Here is a 20,233-nt window from a genome sequence, read left to right as displayed (position 1 = left end):
GGCTGATCCGCGAAATCCCGGCTCAGCTGCCGATATGCCGCTGGCCGCGCTTTTTCGCGAGAGCGATCTGGTGTTGCCGCTGACGGTAACGCAGCCGGTCTTCCTCCGTGCGCTTGGGGTAGCAGTGGCTGCAGGAAACGCCTTCTTCATAGAGCGGCGAGGTGACTTCCTCTGATGTGATCGGGCTGCGGCAGGCATGGCACAGCTTGTGTTCGCCTTCCTTCAGACCGTGCTCGACCGATACCCGCTCGTCGAAGACGAAGCAGGCGCCGTCCCAGAGGCTTTCCTCCTGCGGCACGTCCTCCAGGTATTTCAGGATGCCGCCCTTCAGATGATAAACCTCGTCGAAACCCTCAGCCTTCATGAAGGCGGTGGCCTTCTCGCAACGTATGCCGCCGGTGCAGTACATGGCGATCTTCGGCTTGTTGTGCAGGCCGGTATTCTGGCGCACCCAATCGGGAAATTCGCGGAACGTCTTCGTCTTCGGGTCGAGTGCGCCGCGGAAGGTGCCGATCGCCGTCTCGTAATCGTTGCGGGTGTCGATGACGATCGTATCGGGATCGGAAATCAGCGTGTTCCAGTCCTTGGCCGCCACATAGGTGCCGACCACCTTGTTGGGGTCGATATCCTCGACACCCATCGTGACGATTTCCTTTTTCAGCTTCACCTTCATGCGCAGGAAGGGCATTTTCGAGGCGCGGCTTTCCTTATGCTCCAGGCTGGAAAATTCCGGCTGGGCGCGCAGGAAGGAGAGCACGGCGCCAATGCCGGCATCGGGTCCGGCGATCGTGCCGTTGATGCCCTCATGGGCCAGAAGCAGCGTTCCCTTGACGCCGTTCTCCTCGCAAAGCGTCTGCAGCGGGCTCTGCAGGCTGGCAAAGCGCGGCACGGAAACGAAATGGTAGAGTGCGGCCACGAGGAACGGGCTGGTGTGTGTCAGGCTGTCGGTCATGGGGCGGAAATACAGAAAATCGGCGGATCGCGCAATGTCCTCGCCGGCGTGGCCTTCAGGTGGCCGACGATCCGCGCGCCTGCCATTCGGAAAACGCCCGCACGCCGAAGCTCCGGTCGGGGATATCGTCGAGAATGCTGATGAACTCGATCGAATGCCCATCCGGGTCCTTGAAATAAATCGACAGCGCCGGCACCCAGCCGAGAACCACCGGCTCCGCCGCCGGCTCACCGGTAAAGCCGAGAGGTTCCACGCCCTTTGCTCTGAGAATGGCTGGTGCCTGCAACAGACTATCGGCGGTCATCCGGAAGGCGATGTGCAGCCGCATCTTCAGCGGCCCGGTTCCGGTTTCCCAAAGGCCGAGCATGCCGGTCTTCCTGTCGTCCACCCAGAGGAAAGCGACCTTGCGCTCCTCGAATGAAGCCGCCGGTTCAAGCCCGACGACATCGCGATAAAAATCCGTGGAGGTCTTGAGATCGGCAACGGTCAGATGCGTCTCGTAAAGCCCGAGCAGCTTTGGCATGGCGGCATTTTCGACGGTCATTTTTTCCTCGCAGGTCGGGTCTCTTTTGTTTGACCGCCGGAGGGTAGGACCTCAACATTACTTGAGGTCAATGGGGTTTTTATGAAATTTCACTGGCGCCGGCGCAATGGCAAAGCCGACAGCGCACCAGCGGCCCGATTTTACTTCCCTCAACGTCCGGCGGTCAGCCAGAGAAGCTCGATGCGCTCGGCTTCCTCGTCGGGATCATCGGTGAAGACGGTTTCGGCTTTGACAAGTGCTTGCCGCCGGTCTTCCTGCTGGCGGAAGATGATGGCGTCGAGCAGGTGGGCGAGATCGTCATTGCGGGTGAAAAGTTGCGGCTCCGCCTCGACCAGTTCGGAGAGCACGGCAAGATCGTGGATGTGGCCGAGATCCTCGACGAGTTCCTTGGCCGCATCGCTCTTGGCCTTCATTGCGCCCGGCCAGGCATCGCGCAAAAGATCATGGTAGAGCCGATAGTCGTAGGCGCGCTTGCGCAGATCGTGAAAATCGCCGGCGGATGCCTCCCCCCGGCAAGCCGCAAGCGCTGCCTTTGCCTTCCGCGCCGTGCGGCGCCAGCTCTTGCCCAGCATGCGGGCACTCTTACGGTGGCCGCCGTCAAAGGAAACCGTGTCCAGGGCGGCGATTGCTTGCTGCAGAACGCCGGAGGTTGCCGTCAACCGCTGTTCCAGGTCGCTTTCGGCGTCCGCCATCCAGTCACGGCGTCCTTCGAGGATGGTGACGATGCGCCCGAGCGCCTCGCTCTCCTCCGGCCCACGGGCGGACTGCTGCAGATATTGCGCGGTGCCGATGAGGGCGGCGGCATCGCGGATCGCCGACAGCGACTGGGCGGCATCGCGCAGTCTGGCGTTTTCGCGGCTCTGGAAATCCGGTACCTCGCGCGCCACGAGGCGGTAGAGCGACCGCAATCGTTTCAGGTTTTTGCGGAAGGAATGGATCGCCTCATGCGCACCATCCGGCCGCTCCTCAAGAACCTTGATGGCGTGGTTCAACTGTCCGCCGGCGGCGTCGCGGAACTCTTTGGTGAAGCCGGCATCAGGCCGAATGCGATAGGCCATGCCTGTCGTGCCCGTATTCTGTGGCGAGGGCCTGGTTGGAATAGCGGGCATCGCCGGTCACTTCGCGGCCGAGCCAGGCGGGCAGGGGCGGGTTGTCCGTTTCCGCCGTCATCTCCACCTCGGCAATCACCAGTCCGCGATGTTCGCCGGCAAAGACGTCGACCTCCCAGACGAAACCCTCATGCGGAACGCGGTAGCGCGTCTTCTCGATGACGATGCCGATCGCGTTCTGCAACAGCTCTTTGGCATCGGCGATCGGGATGTCATATTCGAATTCATCGCGGGTGATCGCGCTGCGGCCGATCTTGATCGTCAGCCTCGCTTTCCTGTCGTCGAGGATGCGCACGCGGGCGGAACGATCGTCCATCGAGGCGATGTAACCCTGCCGCAAGACAGACTTCGTCTCGACGGCGGAGCGCCATCCATCGCTGCGTACAAGAAACTTCCGCTCGATCTCTTTCGCCATATCGGTGAACCTTTTGTGACGATCCTGTCACGGTAGCCCAATTGCCACGCATTGCCTACCCATCTTGTCATGCAACCCGGTTTTATCTCGACAAGGTCCCGCCGGGGCGCTATTCGGGATGCGAATTCAATCGTTTCAAGGAAGTCGTGAGACCATGGGCGAGAAAACAGAGAAGCTCCTTTCCATCCTGAAACTCCAGCCTGTCGTTCCGGTCTTGATCGTCGATGATGCGAAGTCGGCTGTATCGCTGGCGCGCGCGCTCGTTGCGGGCGGCCTGAAGGCGATCGAGATCACCATGCGCACGCCGGCGGCACTCGATGCCGTGCGTGCGGTGGCCGCTGAGGTCGAGGGCGCTGAAGTCGGCGCCGGCACGATCCTGAACGCCGCCCATTGGGAAGCCGCCGTCGAGGCCGGCTCGAAGTTTATCGTCAGCCCGGGCACGACACAGGAACTGCTCGATGCCGCCGCCGACTCCGACGTGCCGCTGCTTCCCGGCGCTGCGACCGCCAGCGAAGTCATGGCGTTGCGCGAAGAAGGCTATCAGGTGCTGAAATTCTTCCCGGCCGAACAGGCCGGCGGCGCGGCCTTGCTGAAGGCGCTCTCTTCGCCGCTCGCCGGTACGCTGTTTTGCCCGACCGGCGGCATTTCGCTGAAGAACGCCAATGATTATCTCTCGCTGCCGAACGTCATCTGCGTCGGCGGCTCCTGGGTGGCGCCAAAGGAACTGGTCGCAGCCGGCGACTGGGCGGGCATTACCAGGCTTGCGGCAGAGGCTGCCGCGCTGAAGGCCTGAGTTCGTATTTCTTAAGGTAGGGGACTCGCCTCCCGGCGAGCCCCCTATTTGTATTTCACCTGTCGCAAACCTATGTACTTCTCCAGCTTCAAACAGGGAGATGACGAGGAATGTTCGACGCAAAGAAGCTTCTCGACCAGTTCTTGGGTTCGCAGGTGCCGGGTCTCGGCGGGTCGGTCCGCGACAGGGCAGGCGAAGCCGTTCAGACGGCGAAAAACAACCCGCTGGCGACCGGCGCGATTGCCGCCGTGCTTCTCGGCACCAAAACAGGCCGGGATATTGCCGGCAATGCACTGGCGATCGGCGGTCTTGCCGCCATTGCCGGCCTCGGCTACCAGGCCTACAAGAATTACCAGGCGGGGCAGGCGCCTGCAGCGCCTTCGGATGCGCCCTCGGCCAACAATCCGGTCCTTCTGCCGCCGCCTGCCGAATCCGGTTTCGGGCCGGCGTCGCCGGCCGGCAGCAATGAATTCGTGCTGGTGCTGATCCGCGCAATGATCGCCGCCGCCAAGGCCGATGGCCATATCGACGATGCCGAACGCGTCCTCATCATGGACAAGATCAAGGCGGCCGATGTCAGCGGCGAGGCTGCGGCCTTCATCGAGCGCGAGCTCGCTTCGCCGACCGACATCGACGCCCTCGTCGCTGCCGCCACGACCGAAGAACAGCGCGTCGAGCTCTACACTGCCTCGCGGCTGACCATCGAGCCGGATTCGCGCGCCGAGCGCGGTTATCTCGATCTGCTGGCGGGCAGGCTCGGCCTTGCCGACCAGCTGGTCGACCATATCGAGGCGACGGTATCCTCGGCCAAGGTTACCTTGTCACAGTGACGTCCAGGCCGGTTGCCTTTGTCGGGCGGCTGGCCTATCCACTCCTGGACAAGGGGAGTGAACATGCGCGATCTTGCAAATTTCAAAGGCTGCCCGGCGCCGAAGCCGGTCACGCTGAAGGGCCGTTTCGTCACCGTCGAACCCTATCGGCGCGGCGAGCATCTCGAGGCGCTGTGGAACGGGCTTGGCGGCATGGGCATCAACCCGCTGCTTCTCTATTTCGCGCAGGACGATTTTTCCGGGATCGAGGATTTCGCCAACTGGCTGGAAACCGTTCACACCAAGTCCGGCTGGCTCACCCATCTCTTCCGCGACAATGCTACCGGCAAGATTGTCGGCATGGCGAATTATATGCGTGCCGACCCGGCAAACGGCGTGGTCGAGATCGGCGGGGTGGCGCACGGGCCCGAGATGAAGCGTTCGCCGCTTTCCACCGAGGCACATTACCTGATGGCCAAGCACGTTTTCGAGGATCTCGGCTACCGCCGTTACGAATGGAAATGCGACAATAAGAACGAGGCGAGCAAGACGACGGCCACCCGTTATGGCTTCAGCTTCGAAGGCGTTTTCCGCCAGCACATGATTTCCAAGCACCGCAACCGCGATACCGCCTGGTTCTCGATGATCGATGCCGAATGGCCGCTGATCAACGAGGCCTTCGAAGCCTGGCTTTTGCCTGAGAATTTCGACGCCGCCGGCAACCAGATCCGCCGCCTGCAGGATATCCGCGCCGATCTCGAAAAGGAAAGGCTCGTATGAGCCCCGAAAGCCGCTCGCAGGCCACTGCCGCCGCCATCATCCTGCTCGGCGCCGGCCTCGTCCTTTATTTTCTGCCGACCATCGTTCTGTGGATCGGCAATTTCTCGCCGACGCTGGCGATCGTCGTCGGCGTCTGCCTGATCATGGCATTTTTCGCAGTTTTCTGGCTGCGGGCGCGCTACCAGCGCAGCAAAGGAAAATAAGCTATCCCTGCAGCGAGGCCCCGAGCAGCAGGGCGCCCATCAGGATGACGAGCAAAGCGCCGAGGATTTCGATGGTGTTGCCGATCCAGACCGAGGCGGTCGAGCCGCGCCCGGAAAGGCGGACGGCGGCACTCTTGGCGGTGACGGCAAGGGTGGCCAGCAGCGAAACGGTAATCGCCGTACCGAGCGACATGGCGGCGACCGAAAGCACGCCGCCGAGATAGAGCCCGTTTAGCAGTGAGAAGGTCATAACCAGCAAAGCGCCGGAGCAGGGGCGAAGGCCGACGGCAACGATCGCCGACCAGGCCTCGCGGGCGCTGAACTTGTCGCCGGCGAGCAGGGCGGGATCCGGCACATGGGCATTGCCGCAGGTTTCGCAGGCCATGCCGGGAACGAAGGTATGGCCGGCTTCGACGGCCTGTGCCTTGCCGTTGAAAACATAGGTCTGGCGTTCGGCGGCATTATCCTTCCAGTCGAGCATCATGCTGACCGGACCGGCAGATGTGGCCATCAGCCGGCGGCGCGGCATGCTGCCCACCATCGAGCGCAGTTTGCGAAACAGCAGCCAGCCGCCGAAGAGGATGACCATGACGAAGCTTGCGATCTCCATTGCATGGGTCGCCGCCGTCAGCGTGATGCCGGTGCCGCGCAGCACCAGCCAGGCGCCGCCGACCAGCGCCACCGCCACCACGCCCTGGACGAAGGCCGAAATGAAGGAAATCACCACGCCGCGCTTCAGTTCGATCTCGTTGGCGATCATATAGGAGGAGATGACCGCCTTGCCGTGGCCGGGGCCTGCGGCATGGAAGACGCCGTAGGCGAAGGAGAGGCCGATCAGCGATGCCAGCTGCCATGGGTCCTGGCGCATCGCCTTCAACGCGCCCGTCAGCGCCCGGTAGAATGCCTGCTGCTCATAATTCACATAGAGCAAGAGCGGTGCGAGCGGCCCGCCGGTCGGCTGGAAGCTCGGCTCCGCCGTGCCGATACCGAGCGGCGATTGCGCATGGGCAAGGCTTGCCGCCGCCAGGAGCGCAAGGACCGCAGCGGAAAAGCTAAGGGGCAGGCGTTTTGTCAGCATGTTACCTCCAGCCGGGTGGCGAAGAGTTTAGACATGTTGGTGCCGGTGGGATCATTGAAGAAGGCGTCCGTCAGCGACTGCTTGTTCTGCGAGATCACTTCGTCCGCATCCGGCCGCACCACTTGGTGTTTGCAGGCCTTGAAGCCGTCGCCGACCGTCGCCAACTCGTTGTCTGTCGGGAAATCGATCGAAGTATAGAGCGACGGGTCGTAGACGCCGAAGGTGAGCCGGCCTTTCAGCGGCATCTTCTCTGCCGGTTTGACCGCGAAGAACATCAGCAGCTGGCCGTCCTTGTAGTCGACATGGATGATGTCGGGCTTCTGGACGGTGACGTTCTTCCCGTTGATCGTCAGGTTCATGTAGTAATCGTATTCGGCAAGCGACTGCTTCACGGTTTTTCCGACTTCCGCGAGCTCGTTCGGTTCCAGCTTGAGGTCGGTGTTCTTGTCGAAATCCATGACGACCGAGGAGGAGAAGACCTCGTCGAAGCGCCAGACGTTGCGCAATTCCTCGACGTTGCCGTCCTTGTCGGCCACGACCTCGAGACGCGCCTCCACGAAGATGTGCGGATGGGCAAAGGCGGCGGCCGGCGCCAGCGAAAGGAGCGCGGCCATCAGTATCGTCGAATATCTCATTTATTCCGCTGCCCTATTCGGTGACCACGACTTCTTGCCAGAAATTGGGACGGAATTGGGACCGGGTTTAGTGGTGACAGGCGTGGGACGGGATGTCGCATCTCGGCGCAAGGCTATGATCAGGGATGTTTTTTGAACCAGTTGTGCAGGTAGTCGACGAAGATCCTTACCTTGGCCGGCAGATAGCGCCGGTGCGGATAGACGGCATAAATGCCGCGGTCGGTCGGCAGGTAATCATTGAACAGTGTCACCAGCTCGCCGCTCTCGATCGGCTTGCGGGCGATGAAATCCGGGATGAGGGCGATGCCGATGCCGGCGAGCGCTGCGCGCAATGTCGCATGCGGACTATTCACCTCCATCGGTCCGCTGACGGCGACAGCGAATGAGGTGTTGTCGGGATTGTGAAAGCGGATGCTCGCCTGGGTGCGCGCATTGGTATCGACGACGAAGGGGACATTGGAAATGTCGCTGGGGTGCTCAAGATCGGGATGGCGTTCGAGAAATTCCGGAGTGGCGCAGAGATGGACGCGGAAATCCGAGATCTTGCGGGCGATCATGCCGGAATCCTCGAGCTTGGTGACGCGGATCGCCACGTCGAAGCCTTCCTCGATCAGATCGACGAAGCGGTCGTCGGCGGCGATTTCCAGGGAAAGATCCGGGTTCTCCCGGGCGAAATCGATCAGCGACTGGCCGACATCCGCATCGACGAAGGTGCGGGGCACGGAAATACGCAGCCGTCCCTTCAACTGTGCATTGTTCTCGCGCACGAGATCGGCAAGGTTGTCGATTTCCTTGAGAATATCGGAGGCGCTGCGGTAATAGGTATGGCCGGCCTCGGTCATCGAGAACTGCCGGGTGGTGCGGTTGAGCAGTAGGGCGCCGAGCTCATCCTCCAGCTCGCGCACATATTTGGAGAGCAACGCTTTCGAGCGGCCGGTGCGCCGCGCCGCGGCGGAAAAGCCCTCGGCCTCGACAACATCGATGAAGGCGCGTATGCGTGTCAAAGTGTCCATGACTTTTCCCGAAGCTGTTTGTGAATGTTGAACAAATCGGCCTGTTTTGTTCAATTATTTTTTTAACCCCAAGATCAAAAAAACGCTTGATTATGAAGGCGAATATTCTTATTTCCCACTCAGCCCAAAGTCGCACGTGCCCATGGGTGTCCGCCGAACCCTCGAATTGGTGAGGAAATCGGTAAGGTACCTGGAATTAACCCCTCCAGTCGCTATTCCGGCCAACCGGAAAATGCGAGGACGCCTGAAGCAACGACGGTGCGGGCCTTTTTGTTCTCTCCCTGCTTTCCATCAGCGGGGGTTACTGAAGAGGCACACCATCATTGCCGGAAGTGCGGTTGGGATTCTCCCTCCAATCCATGGCAGACAAAGCCGAACTTACACCGCGTCCGCGGCGTTGGTTCACTATCCGCGCATCGAGCGCTTGCTATGGTTCCGGGGTCTCCACCGGCTGGTTCCAAGGCGAGTTCTCGTATGCCCTTTGTCCTCCGGTTCATGCCGGAGCTCTGGAACTGGAAGAGGGAACTGATATGACCACCCAGCGCATCCGCGATTTTCTCGCAACCCGACGTCCCGACGGTCCCTGCCTCGTGGTTGACCTCGACGTCGTCAGAGACAATTTCCATGCCTTCCGTCACGCCATGCCGGACAGCGCCATCTACTACGCCGTCAAGGCCAACCCGGCTCCGGAAGTGCTGAAGCTGCTCGCAGGCCTCGGCTCCAATTTCGATTGCGCATCCGTTGCCGAAATCGAAATGGCGCTTGAAGCCGGTGCGACCGCCGCCCGCATCTCCTTCGGCAACACGATCAAGAAGGAGCGCGACGTCGCCCGCGCGCATGCGCTCGGCGTCAGCCTCTTTGCGGTCGACAGCCACGAGGAAGTCGAGAAGATCTCGCGCGCCGCTCCCGGCGCCCGTGTCTTCTGCCGGGTGCTGACCGATGGCGAAGGCGCCGAATGGCCGCTGTCGCGCAAGTTCGGCTGCGTCCCGCAGATGGCCGTCGACGTTCTCGTCTACGCTCACCAGCTCGGCCTGCAGTCCTACGGCGTATCGTTCCACGTCGGTTCGCAGATGACCAAGGTCGATGCCTGGGATTCGGCGCTCGCCGATGCCAAGCGCGTGTTCGTATCGCTTGCCAAGCAGGGCATCCATCTGCAGATGGTCAACATGGGCGGCGGCTTCCCGACCAAGTACCTGCGCGACGTTCCGTCGGCAGAAGCTTACGGAAAGTCGATCTACCAGGCGCTGCGCACGCATTTCGGCAACCAGATCCCGCAGACGATCATCGAGCCGGGCCGCGGCATGGTCGGCAATGCCGGCGTCATCAAGGCCGAGGTCGTGCTGATCTCGAAGAAGTCGGACAATGACGATGCGCGCTGGGTCTTCCTCGACATCGGCAAGTTCGGTGGTCTCGCCGAAACCATGGACGAGGCCATCCGTTACCCGATCCGCACCGAGCGTGACGGCGACGAGATGGAACCTTGCGTGATCGCCGGCCCGACCTGCGACTCGGCTGACGTGCTCTATGAAAAGAACCTCTATCCGCTGCCGCTGTCTCTGACGATCGGCGACGAGGTTCTGATCGAAGGCACTGGTGCCTATACGACGACCTATTCGGCGGTCGCCTTCAACGGCTTCGAGCCGCTGAAGGCCTACGTCATCTAAGGTCTTGTTTCTGCTAGCCCCGTAACCGCCGGGGCGGCAATTTCACAATTTCCTTCATCGCCGCTGATAACGGTATTGGGTACGGGAGGCCAAGATGGCCGCTGTTCTTGATTCTGTCCGCGCATTCTTTGCGCCCACCACCTTCACCATCGACGCCGAAAATCCTTCGGATGTCGTTGCCCGCGAAAACCTGCTCGACCGCGTCATGGGTTCGGGCCGCCGCAAGAAGTCGTCGGAGAAGATCCGCCGCAACCGTGTTCCGGCCGAGGGCCTTGCGCTGGTCGCACGCGATCGCGACGGCCATCTCATCGGCTCGGTGCGGCTCTGGAACATCGAGGCCGGCGTCAACGACGAAGGCACGCCGATCAATGCGTTGCTGCTCGGGCCGCTCGCCGTTGCGCCGCATTGCGGTGGCAAGGGCGTCGGTTCGGCGCTGATGCGCGCGGCGATCCTCGAAGCGAAGAAGCGCGGGCACGGCGCCGTCCTGCTGGTCGGCGATGCCGCCTATTACGAGCGTTTCGGCTTTTTTGCCGAGAAGGCTCGCCATCTCGTCATGCCAGGCCCGTTCGAACGCTCGCGCTTTCTTGCGCTCGAACTCACGGAAGGCTGGCTTGACGGCGCGGCCGGCATGATCGTGCCTTCGGGACGCATGCTGGCCAGCGCACCGGTTCGCCGTGCCGCCTGAAGCCAAGGTGTGTCGCCCGGAAGCGCGCAGCGGTTCCGCGACAACGACATCCACGAACCAAAGAGCTGAAGCGCCTCGCACGAATCAGACCTGATGCGGCGCGCTTCAGCCGGCTGCTGAAATGGTTTTGCGTTGCCGTGCATCCAGCCGTAGGTTTGATTTAACTGGAATATCCGCGTCGCAGCCCTTGTCGGCCTGCGGCACCGCGCGCTTTCGCCGCGCCTTCAAATTTCCTCCCCATCTCTGCCAGTTTGAATCTTTCGCGTGGACATTGCGTCCACGTCCGCTCGATCCGCACTGGCGAAAAGTCTACGATGATCGGGATTTTGCCTTGCCGACGTCGATATCGCAACGCGTGACAATTCCGGGTTTTGACGGGAGCGTCGCGGAGACCCCAGCCGATCGATTGCCCGGTTCGCGAGCTCGCGTATCGCCGCTCTAAAGTTGCAGCGGTTGGATCGGGATCAGGACTCCAGTGTTCACGCAAGCCAGCCTAGGTTGGCTAGTGATCTTCACGGGCTATGCCACCCTAACTTTCGCTGCGTCGGCGCTTCGTGCGCCTTTTGCGCCCTGATCGCCATTCCCGCACGCCGCCCCTCATAGAACGCGTAGGGAGCCTGCCTTGGCGCCACACCGTCACCGATTTCGACAAACGGGATGCCGAGTTCGGCCAGTTCCAAAGCGAGCCAGTTCGCTGCAACGTTGGTCGTGGAGAAGACAAGGGTATCCGCCTCGATCGTCTCGCGTTTTCCCGTCAAATGGGAGATGAGGATGGCGGCGTTTCCTTGCCAGCTCTCTATGCTGGTCTCGGTTCGGAATTGAACGCCGAGCATGCTGAGCGTCCGGCGCAGGGGAACGTCGGCGGAGGTGCGCTGCAGTTCCTTTCCGACGAGCGCGTCGGGTGTCACGAGTACGACCTCGTGCCCTTGCTCGGCGAGCTTCCAAGCCGTGCCGCAACCCTTCCATCCGCCGGTTTCGTCTGCCACGACGACACGTTTGCCGAGCCTCGCCTGACGGGCCATGACGCTTTCGGCGGAGAAAATGTTGCCTCGCTCGATCCCGTCGAGCGAAGGACGATTGGGCATGGCCTTCTGAAAGCCGGTTTCCCGCGGCAGCGATCCGGTCGCCAGGATCACCACGTCGGCGCTGATGTCAGCGACGTCGCTCCCCTCGATATCGCTGTTGAAGCGAACCTCGACGCCGAGTTTTTCGAAGCGAATTTCGTACCAGCGAATGAGGTCCAGTATCTGCGCCCGCCGCGGCTGCTCGCCTGCAAGGCGGAAAGCGCCCCCCAGCCGATCCGATGCTTCCGCAAGCACAACCCGATGACCCCTTTCGGCGGCGACACGCGCTGCTTCCAATCCGGCCGGTCCGCCGCCGACGACCAATACGAACTGAGGGTTATCGACAGGTTCGAACTGATCGCCTCCCCATTCCGCCTCGCGCCCGACCGACGGGTTGATCAGGCAGCTGATCCAATAGTCGCGGGAGCGACGGCCCCAGCACATCTGGTTGCAGGACAGACAGCCCCTGATGTCTTCGGGCGTGCCCAAGCGCGCCTTGTTGGCAAGGTGCGGGTCGGCGATCTGGCCGCGGACGATGGAAATCAGATCCGCTGCCCCCTCGCCGAGCGTGATCTCGGCGTTTTCGGGTGTTCGAATATGGCTTTCCGCCGTGACCAGGGCATGGCTCACGACCTGCTTCAGGCGCGCCGACAGCTCGACACCCAATCTCTCCGGATAAAGAAAGGTCGGCATGAGGCTGCCATAGTCGAAGTAGCCGCCAGAGCCACAGGTCACGTAATCGATCAGCCGCTCTTCGTCCAAGCCGGCAACGATCTCGGTCAATTGGTCGCGATTCAAGGCCGTCGGACAGCCCGGCTCGTCGCTGACGGTCAGCCCGACGATGAAGCCCGGACCACAGGCGTGTCGGATACGGCTGAGGATTTCCCGCGAGAACCGTGTTCTGTTTTCGATACTGCCACCCCAACGATCTTCGCGGTGGTTATAGAATGGCGTCCAGAACTGGTCGAGAAGACCTCCGTAAGCGGCCCAAACCTCGACGCCGTCAAAACCAGCCGCCTGACAACGCAGCGCTGCCTTGACGAAGGCGTCGATGGTTTCCTCGATTTCGCCCTCGGTCATTGCGTGCGAGCCGTCGCTGTCGTGGTAGCTCGGTCCTCCCGAAGGCGACCAATGCGGGTGAAAGGAAAGGTCGGAGTCGCCATGGCTTCCGACATGATAGAGTTGCTGGACGATGACCGCCCCATGCTGCTTCACGCTATCGGTTAACGTCCGGAACGCCGGGATGACGGAGTCGTCCGAGGTCCGGAAGTTGCCGCGCGTCAGCACGGTGGCCGGGTGGACAGGCATCGGCTCGACAACGATCATCGCCGCCCCCCCGATCGCCCGCTCGACGTAATAGGCAATCGTCTGATCGCTCGGCAGTCCGTTCACGGACATGTTTGCCGTGTGAGCGCCGAATACGATCCTGTTGCGCAGCGTATGGCCCGCAAGGGTGATTTCGGAGAAGGTCTTCGGAAAGGAGATTGTCATCTTGAATCCTGTGTCGGTTCCACGGCTTGCGGGTACGAATGTGCGGCCCAACCGAACCGCGCGCGCTTTGGCTCTTTGTTGTATGCTTGTCGCCCGGAACCGCTGCACGCTTCCAGGCGACCTGCATGAGAACTCAGAGAGCGGCCGTGATTTTCTCCGCCACGTCGGCGCTGAGCCACGACTTCCAGATTTCTGGATGCTCCTTGAAAAAGTGCACCGCGCCGTCTTCGCCGCCCGCTTGCGTGTCGGTCATCCACGACATGACCGAACTCACGGTCTGATTGTCCCATGACCTCTTGCGAAGGTAGTCGACAACGCCGGCATTTCCGCTTTCCGCCAGTTTCTGTGAAACGAGGGTCACGACATGGTCTTTCGGCCACTCGTTCTTTTTGGGATCGAGACAGTCGGAAGCGGTATTGCAGCGCTTCCATTCCGTGGCATCGTGCGGGACACCGGCTTGCAAGCGGACCATGGAATATTTTCCGAGAAGGGCGGTCGGTGACCAGTAATAGCCCATCCAGCCCTCCTTGTGCTCGTAAGCCCGCGCCATGGCGCCGTCTAGACCGGCCTGGGTTCCGGGATCGACGAGCTCGAAGCCCTTGGCTTCGCCGCCATAGGCTTTGAAAAGCTGAGCGCTGACGACCGAGCCGCCCGATCCTGTCGGCCCATTGAACACAGCTCCCTTCGATGTGTTCTCAGGCGCCGGGAAAAGCTCCGGATGGGCGAACGCATCATCGACCGTCTTGATCTCGGGATGAGCGTCGACGATGAATTTCGGTATATACCAGCCTTGAATGCCGCCGTCGGATAAAGCTGGTCCGATATTTACAATTCTGTGTTCATCGACGCCGCGCTTGACGATTTCCGGGACAAGATCGACCCAGGCCTCGCCGGCGATGTCGGGCTGCCCCTTTTCCACCATCGAGGTGATTGTCGGTACCGTGTCGCCGGGCACGAACTCCACCTGACAGCCGAAGCCATGCTCGAGGATGAACTTATCGACATGGGCGAGAAGTTCGCCGCTTTGCCAGTTCATGTTGGCGACGCTGACGGTGCCGCAAGCGGCGCTGGCGTTGGATGCGATGCCAGCGATCAGCGCGACCGTCGAGACTGCGAGAAGATTCTTCATCATGTTCCCCTTTTTGCTTTTCATGGGCCTGCCTGGTGGACGGGAGCACCGGTTTTCGAGCCTCTGCGCCCCATCCTTCCACGCAAATCGATGGTATTTGTCTTGGTCGTCGCAGTATTGTACGTTTAGGACAATTTCCATGGCCCGGAGGACCTTCGTTTGCAGCGCGACTACTCCCAACTGGGGCCAAGCAAACCGCCGCCCGACATAACCGCTCCACTGCGGGTAGGGATCTTGGCGACGCCGAACTTCACGCTGATGCCGCTTGCCTGCTTCACCGACTTTCTTCGGCTCGCTGGTGGGATCCCGCCGGAACTCTACGATTTCATAGCGGCGGCCGTTCGCAAAGGTGTGCCGGTCGCCGGCAACTGTTCAGGAAGTTTCGTGCTGGCCGAGGCGGGCCTGCTTGCGGGAAAGAGATGCGCAGTCCATTTCACGCTGGCGGGGCTGTTGCGCCAGACTTTCCCGGATATCACGCCGGTCACCGACCGGCCGGTCGTGGTTGACGGAAATGTCATAACCTGTCCGGGCGGTTTGGCGTCGATAAAGCTCGCAATGTATCTGGTGTCTAATGCGTGCGGGGAGTCCCGGGCGCATAAGGCGTTTCACTACCTTCTCGGTGATCATGGTTTCGACAGACAAGACGCGATCGAAGAGTCCGATCTCGGCATGAAATGCGGGGACCGCCGTGTGGCGAATGCGATAGGACTGATGCGGCAGAAAATGTACGAGCTGTGTTCTCTCGCCGACATCGCCGCCAGCGTCGGCACATCGGAACGAGAGCTTTCCCGGCTTTTCCAGAGGCATCTGCAGGTCGCTCCCGGCGAATATTGGCGGCAGATTCGCCTGAAGGCCGCGAAGTGGATGGTGCTTAACAGCGATCGGTCTATCGCCCAGATCGCCTATGAATGCGGCTTCACGGATTGCGCCCATCTGGTGAACTGGTTCAGGCGCACCTATCACGTTACGCCTGCAAAACTCCGCAGGTCGCATCGCGAACTGGGAGTGCGCTGATGCATGCACGAAGACATCCGTTTCGCCGATAACAAGGGCATCGACCCGGATGACGACGCCTGTCGATCCAAGGGAATAGGTACGTTGTCGAATGCCGTGGCGGCGGAACCAGCGTCCGTCGGCGGGGAGGCCAGTTCGATGAAGCTGGGCATCATCGGCATGGTGCGGGCCGCTTGAAAAATCCTGTGATCGTGAAACTTTTAACAAAGCCTCCAATCAAACTGCAAAATGCTTGCTGTAGGTTCCCAGCCAGAACCTCGGGAAAGCGTCATGCTGCTGGATCTCAGGACAATCTATTTCATTGTTGCCGTGAGTTGTTTCGTGCTGGGCGTGCTCCAGCTTGCAGCCTATGCGACCGGCCGCTTCGAAAGGTGGCCGCTATGGTGGGGCGTGAGCAATCTGCTTGTCGGCGTCGGGTCGTTCCTCGTCGCGCTGCGCAATCTCGTTCCCTACTCCGTCTCGATCGATGGCGGCAATGTGTTGACCATTGCGGGTTACATGCTGATGTTCTTTGCCGTGCGCGTCTTTTCGGGACGGGCGCTCGACCAGCGCATTTTCTGGCTTGCCATCTTTCTCGTCAGCGTGCCAGTCGTGCTTATCGTCAGCAACCCCGCGGCAGTATCGGCCCGGCTCCTCTACGTCTCCGTCATCTGCTGCCTGTCCGATCTTGCGGTCGCACGGGAAGCAGTCAGCATTGTCCGGCGCGAGAAGCTGTATTCGGCAGCCCTGCTTGTCGGTCTCTATGTCTGCACCGCCATGATCTTTGCGGTTCGCAGCATTCTTGCGGCGACCGGCGAGATTGGCGGGCCGGATCCTTTCGGCGGCAGTGTGGTCCATAGCTGGATGGCGGTATCGGCGGTTGCCTTCATCATGCTCCGCAGCATGGCCATGGTGCTGATGGCCGCCGAGCGCAGCCGAAATCAGCTGACCGAACTCGCTCATCACGATCCGCTGACCGGCGCGCTCAACCGAGGCGGCCTTGCCGAGCATCTGCCTGCTCTTGGCTCCCAGCCGATATCGCTGCTGATCATCGATATCGACCATTTCAAGCAGCTGAACGACCGGCACGGCCACGCCGCCGGCGACGATATGCTGCGGCTTTTCGCCAGTGTTGCGAGAGGTACCATGCGCTCCGGCGATCTGCTCGCCCGTCAAGGCGGAGACGAGTTTCTGGCGGTGCTGAAAAATATCTCTCGCGACGATGCAGTGCTGATTGCCGAGCGCATCCGCCTCACCTTTGCCGCCGCCGTCACGCAGCGGCCGGATCTGGCTGTCTTTCCGACGCTCAGCATCGGCGTTGCCGCGCGCGAGGAAAACGACGGGGATTTTGAACGGCTGATGCAGAAGGCGGATGAGGCGCTCTATCGTTCGAAGCGCGAAGGCCGCGACCGGGTCGAAGCCTTCGGCGAAAACCAGCAGGCTGCCTAGAGACGGGGTGAGCTCCCCATCTCGGAACGATCATGCGGCGCAATTGACCGCTTGACGGACGGAAGCGTCCGCCTCCGGTTCGAGTCCTTTCAACCGCCCAGATGCAGCTATCTGATGCAGTAAGAAAACAGCCAGGCAAGAGGGTTTCTCAGTTCACTCCGAAATTGGCATGAACATGCCGAGTTTGATGTCTTTCAGAACGACATTGGTATGAATGCGTTTGATCTGCGGATTTTCCAACATCAGGTTGGCGGTGATCTCGTCATACTGCTCTACGTCACGCGCTGTGATGATCGCGACCAGGTCGACCGAGCCGGTAACGTAATAGACTTGCTGGATATGCTCCTGCTTGGCCAGCCAGAGCCGGAACTTGGAGAGGGCGTCGTAGTTCTCGCGTTCGATCTCCATGCCTGCGATGAAGGTCATGGGGTTGCCGGCCGCCTTGCGGTCGACGAGCGCAATCTCGGCTGTGATGATGCCGCAATCGCGCATTCGCTTCAGACGCCGCTGGACGGCCGAAGCCGAGAGACCGACGAGGTCGCCGATGGCCTCCGCTTTCATCTGGCAGTCAACCTGGACGAGGCCGAGAATACTACGGTCGAAGTGGTCAATTGGTTCCATTATCCGATTCCTGCCCGTCACTTCTGTGTCCAATATGCAGAATATGCACAGTCTGCGCGGTATGGCCGCAGAATCTAGGTGATCTGCGCCTAGCTGCCTCCCAATCCCATGGTTTTGCGGGGATTCTGCGCATTTGTCGCGAACGCGTAGCAGAACGTCCAATCCTTTGGCCATTTCGCAAGCTTCCGACTGACTCTTTGCGCCCTCATGTTGTTCTTATCGCTCATGAGGAACCGACATGGTACAATACAATATCGCGCTTATCGGATTCGGCGGAGTCAACCGCGCCCTTGCCCAGCTCGTTGCCGAGCGGAACGAGCAATGGCAGGCGGAGGTTGGCTTTCGGCTCAATATCGTCGCCGTCACCGACCTCAATCTCGGCTCCGTCGTTTCGGCGAATGGTATCGATGCGCGCATGCTCGTCGAGACGAAGTTCGAAAGGGGCGGTTTTGCCAGGCTGTCCGGCGGATCGGCAGAGGCGGACAATGAGAAGGTCATCAGGCATGCGCCCGCCGATATCGTTGCAGAAGCCACGTTTACCAATCCCCACAATGGCGAACCAGCCGTTTCCCATTGTCGTTGGGCGCTGGAAAGCGGCAAGCATGTCGTGACCACGAACAAAGGCCCGGTTGCCCTTGCTGCGGGCGAGCTGAAAATGCTTGCGCGCCGCCATTCTGTCGCCTTCGAATACGAAGGAGCGGTGATGAGCGGGACACCGGTCATCCGCATGGCGAAGACCACACTTGCCGGCGCGGGTCTCACTGGCTTCGAGGGCATCCTCAACGGCACTTCGAATTTCGTTCTGGGTCGTATGGAGACGGGGCTCGGCTTTTCCGAAGCCGTGAGCGAGGCACAGGCGCTGGGCTATGCCGAGGCTGATCCGACTGCGGATGTCGAAGGTCACGATGTGCGGCTCAAGGTGGTCATCCTGGCGAAAGAACTGCTGGGCGGCACGCTCAAGCCGACCGATGTGTCCTGCAAGGGAATCTCGTCGCTTACCGTGTCCGATATCGAGGCCGCTGCCGAGAGCGGCTGCCGCTGGAAACTGATCGGCTCGGCCGTCCGCAATGCGAACGGCCAAATCGAAGCCTCCGTGGCGCCTCGCCGCCTCACCCTCGACCATCCGCTTGCGGGAGTAAGCGGCGTCATCAATGCTATTTCCTTCACGACCGACATGCTCGGCGCCGTGACGGTCACCGGCCCGGGTGCCGGGCGGGTCGAGACGGCCTATGCGCTTCTCTCTGACATCGTCGCCATCCACCGTGCCGCTCCGGCCCGCACGACGAAGGAAGCCGCAGAATGACCGCAGCAAAGCCCCTGATCGTTCAGCATGTAGAAGAGATCGACGTGCTCAACCCCTATGACGGTTCGCTGGCCGGACGCGTTGCGGTGAGCAATCCCAACGATGTCGATGCGCTTCTTATCCGCGCCAGACAGGGAGCTTTGCGATCGCGCGCGCTGCCCCGCCACCACAGAGCGGCCATTCTGGAAAACACTGCAAGGCTCGTCGATGAACGAAGCGAGGACTTTGCCCGCACCATCGTCCGCGAGGCGGGCAAGACGATCGTGCAGGCACGCAAGGAGACGTTGCGCTGCGTCAACACGCTGAAGCTCTCCGCGGAGGAGGCCAGGCGCAATGCCGGGGAGATTGTTCCGTTCGACGCCTATGCTGGCTCGGAGGCGCGCCAGGGTTGGTTTACGCGCGAACCGCTTGGTATCATTGCCGCGATCACCCCTTACAATGATCCGCTGAACCTCGTCGCGCACAAGCTTGGCCCCGCTATTGCCGGTGGCAATGCGGTCCTGCTGAAGCCTTCCGAGCTTGCACCGTCTTCGGCCCTCAAGCTGGTCGAGACGTTAATCGAGGCAGGTCTGCCGGAAGCGATCGTCACCGTTGCAATCGGTGGTGCGGAGCTTGGGCGTGCGATCGTTTCGGCCAGAGACGTCCGGATGGTGTCGTTCACCGGCGGGTTTGCGGCCGGGGAGGCGATTTCCCGATCCGCCGGCCTGAAGAAGCTTGCCATGGATCTCGGCGGCAACGCCCCGGTCATCGTGATGGCAGACTGCGATATCGGCAAGGCGGTGGAGGCCTGTGTCTCCGGCGCCTACTGGGCGGCCGGCCAGAACTGCATTGGCACACAGCGCATCCTCGTCCAGGCCGCCTGTTATGAGCGCTTTCGTGATGCTTTCGTGGCTAGGACCGGCAGGCTTATCGCCGGCGATCCGCGCTTCGAGGAGACGGATGTGGGGCCGATGATCTCGCAGGCTGCGGCGGAGCGGGCGGAAGCCGCGGTCGATGAGGCGATCGGTGCCGGTGCGCGGCTTCTCTGCGGACACCGGCGCAAACGCGCAATCTACAGTCCGACGGTGCTCGAGAGGGTTCCGCATGACGGCCGGCTCTGGCGGGAGGAAGTCTTTGCGCCGGTAGTCATGCTCGAACGCTTCGAGACACTGGCCGATGCGATCCGCCTGGCGAACGAACCCGACTACAGCCTGCATGCCGGAATTTTCACCAACAATCTCGCCGACGCGTTGGCGGCGGCAGCCGGCATCGAGGCTGGAGGGATCATGATCAACGACTCCTCCGACTATCGCTTCGACGCTATGCCCTTCGGGGGCTTCAAGCACGGCAGCATGGGGCGTGAGGGCGTGCGTTTTGCCTACGAGGATATGACGCAGCCGAAAGTGATCTGCATCAATCGCGCCTGACATGCAGAGAATCCGCAAAATGCCTCCACTTGTGCAGGCGAAAATTTCAAATGCGGCAAACTGCGCGGCCGAGCCGCGCAGCTGGGCGATAAGCTCA

At 61.3% G+C, this 20,233-nt stretch carries 21 protein-coding genes; 11 read left to right on the top strand and 10 right to left on the bottom strand.

Annotation, left to right across the window (positions count from 1 at the left end):
- Positions 1–22: 22 nt before the first annotated feature.
- The 4 genes from GGD57_RS21555 to GGD57_RS21540 all read right to left on the bottom strand — a co-directional run bounded on the left by GGD57_RS21555 (position 23) and on the right by GGD57_RS21540 (position 3,020).
- A complete protein-coding gene (locus tag GGD57_RS21555; RefSeq protein WP_184472304.1) occupies positions 23–952 on the bottom strand; it encodes a rhodanese-related sulfurtransferase in 930 nt (309 codons plus the stop codon).
- Positions 953–1,007: 55 nt separating this feature from the next.
- A complete protein-coding gene (locus GGD57_RS21550) occupies positions 1,008–1,496 on the bottom strand; it encodes a VOC family protein (RefSeq protein WP_184472303.1) in 489 nt (162 codons plus the stop codon).
- A 149-nt stretch (positions 1,497–1,645) separates the two neighbouring features.
- Positions 1,646–2,554 (bottom strand): CHAD domain-containing protein, encoded by a 909-nt coding sequence (locus tag GGD57_RS21545; RefSeq protein ID WP_184472302.1) that lies wholly within the window; start codon positions 2,552–2,554, stop codon positions 1,646–1,648.
- Positions 2,532–3,020, bottom strand: coding sequence for a CYTH domain-containing protein (locus GGD57_RS21540; RefSeq protein WP_184472301.1), 489 nt, complete (start codon positions 3,018–3,020; stop codon positions 2,532–2,534). Before GGD57_RS21540 ends, GGD57_RS21545 begins: the two co-directional genes overlap by 23 nt.
- A 154-nt stretch (positions 3,021–3,174) precedes the next feature.
- Here GGD57_RS21540 and GGD57_RS21535 point away from each other — a divergent pair, with 154 nt between their 5' ends.
- From GGD57_RS21535 to GGD57_RS21520, 4 genes are all read left to right on the top strand, one after another.
- Complete coding sequence (locus GGD57_RS21535; protein WP_010069625.1) at positions 3,175–3,813, top strand: 2-dehydro-3-deoxy-phosphogluconate aldolase; 639 nt, start codon at positions 3,175–3,177, stop codon at positions 3,811–3,813.
- Between the two features lie 110 nt (positions 3,814–3,923).
- Positions 3,924–4,643 carry a tellurite resistance TerB family protein gene (locus GGD57_RS21530; RefSeq protein ID WP_184472300.1) on the top strand — a complete coding sequence of 240 codons (720 nt, stop codon included), beginning with the start codon at positions 3,924–3,926 and terminating at the stop codon, positions 4,641–4,643.
- A gap of 63 nt (positions 4,644–4,706) precedes the next feature.
- A complete protein-coding gene (locus tag GGD57_RS21525; protein ID WP_184472299.1) occupies positions 4,707–5,402 on the top strand; it encodes a GNAT family N-acetyltransferase in 696 nt (231 codons plus the stop codon).
- Positions 5,399–5,605 (top strand): hypothetical protein, encoded by a 207-nt coding sequence (locus GGD57_RS21520; RefSeq protein WP_184472298.1) that lies wholly within the window; start codon positions 5,399–5,401, stop codon positions 5,603–5,605. Before GGD57_RS21525 ends, GGD57_RS21520 begins: the two co-directional genes overlap by 4 nt.
- 1 nt (position 5,606) lies before the next feature.
- Here the strand turns inward: GGD57_RS21520 and GGD57_RS21515 are convergent, their stop codons facing one another.
- From GGD57_RS21515 to GGD57_RS21505, 3 genes are all read right to left on the bottom strand, one after another.
- Positions 5,607–6,683, bottom strand: coding sequence for a nickel/cobalt transporter (locus tag GGD57_RS21515; RefSeq protein ID WP_184472297.1), 1,077 nt, complete (start codon positions 6,681–6,683; stop codon positions 5,607–5,609).
- A complete protein-coding gene (locus GGD57_RS21510) occupies positions 6,677–7,318 on the bottom strand; it encodes a DUF1007 family protein (RefSeq protein WP_184472296.1) in 642 nt (213 codons plus the stop codon). The genes GGD57_RS21515 and GGD57_RS21510 overlap by 7 nt, the downstream gene beginning before the upstream one ends.
- A gap of 119 nt (positions 7,319–7,437) precedes the next feature.
- Positions 7,438–8,331, bottom strand: coding sequence for a LysR family transcriptional regulator (locus GGD57_RS21505; protein WP_184472295.1), 894 nt, complete (start codon positions 8,329–8,331; stop codon positions 7,438–7,440).
- Positions 8,332–8,861: 530 nt separating this feature from the next.
- On the opposite strand from GGD57_RS21505, the gene odc2 reads away from it, so the two are divergent.
- Together odc2 and GGD57_RS21495 are read left to right on the top strand one after the other, a co-directional pair.
- Entirely contained in the window at positions 8,862–9,995 is a 1,134-nt protein-coding gene (odc2, locus tag GGD57_RS21500; RefSeq protein WP_184472294.1) for an ornithine/lysine decarboxylase, read from the top strand.
- A 94-nt stretch (positions 9,996–10,089) separates the two neighbouring features.
- Entirely contained in the window at positions 10,090–10,680 is a 591-nt protein-coding gene (locus GGD57_RS21495; protein ID WP_184472293.1) for a GNAT family N-acetyltransferase, read from the top strand.
- A 512-nt stretch (positions 10,681–11,192) separates the two neighbouring features.
- Here the strand turns inward: GGD57_RS21495 and GGD57_RS21490 are convergent.
- Together GGD57_RS21490 and GGD57_RS21485 are read right to left on the bottom strand one after the other, a co-directional pair.
- Entirely contained in the window at positions 11,193–13,235 is a 2,043-nt protein-coding gene (locus GGD57_RS21490) for an FAD-dependent oxidoreductase (RefSeq protein ID WP_184472292.1), read from the bottom strand.
- Between the two features lie 133 nt (positions 13,236–13,368).
- The gene (locus GGD57_RS21485) at positions 13,369–14,364 is read right to left on the bottom strand and encodes a glycine betaine ABC transporter substrate-binding protein (RefSeq protein ID WP_184472376.1); all 996 of its coding nucleotides are present in this window, start codon (positions 14,362–14,364) and stop codon (positions 13,369–13,371) included.
- A 234-nt stretch (positions 14,365–14,598) separates the two neighbouring features.
- On the opposite strand from GGD57_RS21485, the gene GGD57_RS21480 reads away from it, so the two are divergent.
- The 3 genes from GGD57_RS21480 (at position 14,599) to GGD57_RS21470 (ending at position 16,806) form a co-directional block, all read left to right on the top strand.
- Positions 14,599–15,378: a GlxA family transcriptional regulator gene (locus tag GGD57_RS21480; protein ID WP_246713711.1), complete on the top strand. Its 780-nt coding sequence runs from the start codon at positions 14,599–14,601 to the stop codon at positions 15,376–15,378.
- A 3-nt stretch (positions 15,379–15,381) separates the two neighbouring features.
- Positions 15,382–15,555, top strand: a complete 174-nt coding sequence (locus GGD57_RS21475) for a hypothetical protein (protein WP_184472290.1) — start codon at positions 15,382–15,384, stop codon at positions 15,553–15,555.
- Between the two features lie 93 nt (positions 15,556–15,648).
- Positions 15,649–16,806 carry a GGDEF domain-containing protein gene (locus GGD57_RS21470; RefSeq protein ID WP_184472289.1) on the top strand — a complete coding sequence of 386 codons (1,158 nt, stop codon included), beginning with the start codon at positions 15,649–15,651 and terminating at the stop codon, positions 16,804–16,806.
- A gap of 153 nt (positions 16,807–16,959) precedes the next feature.
- On the opposite strand, the gene GGD57_RS21465 is transcribed toward GGD57_RS21470, so the two are convergent.
- Entirely contained in the window at positions 16,960–17,427 is a 468-nt protein-coding gene (locus GGD57_RS21465; protein WP_184472288.1) for an Lrp/AsnC family transcriptional regulator, read from the bottom strand.
- Between the two features lie 238 nt (positions 17,428–17,665).
- On the opposite strand from GGD57_RS21465, the gene GGD57_RS21460 reads away from it, so the two are divergent.
- Together GGD57_RS21460 and GGD57_RS21455 are read left to right on the top strand one after the other, a co-directional pair.
- On the top strand, positions 17,666–18,730 hold the full coding sequence (locus tag GGD57_RS21460) for a homoserine dehydrogenase (protein ID WP_184472287.1): 1,065 nt from the start codon (positions 17,666–17,668) through the stop codon (positions 18,728–18,730).
- Positions 18,727–20,136, top strand: a complete 1,410-nt coding sequence (locus GGD57_RS21455) for an aldehyde dehydrogenase family protein (RefSeq protein ID WP_184472286.1) — start codon at positions 18,727–18,729, stop codon at positions 20,134–20,136. The genes GGD57_RS21460 and GGD57_RS21455 overlap by 4 nt, the downstream gene beginning before the upstream one ends.
- The last annotated feature ends 97 nt before the right edge of the window (positions 20,137–20,233 follow it).

Origin of the sequence: Rhizobium esperanzae, from assembly GCF_014197615.1 — a bacterium.
In the GTDB taxonomy this organism is placed as follows: Bacteria; Pseudomonadota; Alphaproteobacteria; order Rhizobiales; family Rhizobiaceae; genus Rhizobium; species Rhizobium esperanzae_A.
This window is presented reverse-complemented; position numbering and strand designations above follow the sequence as displayed.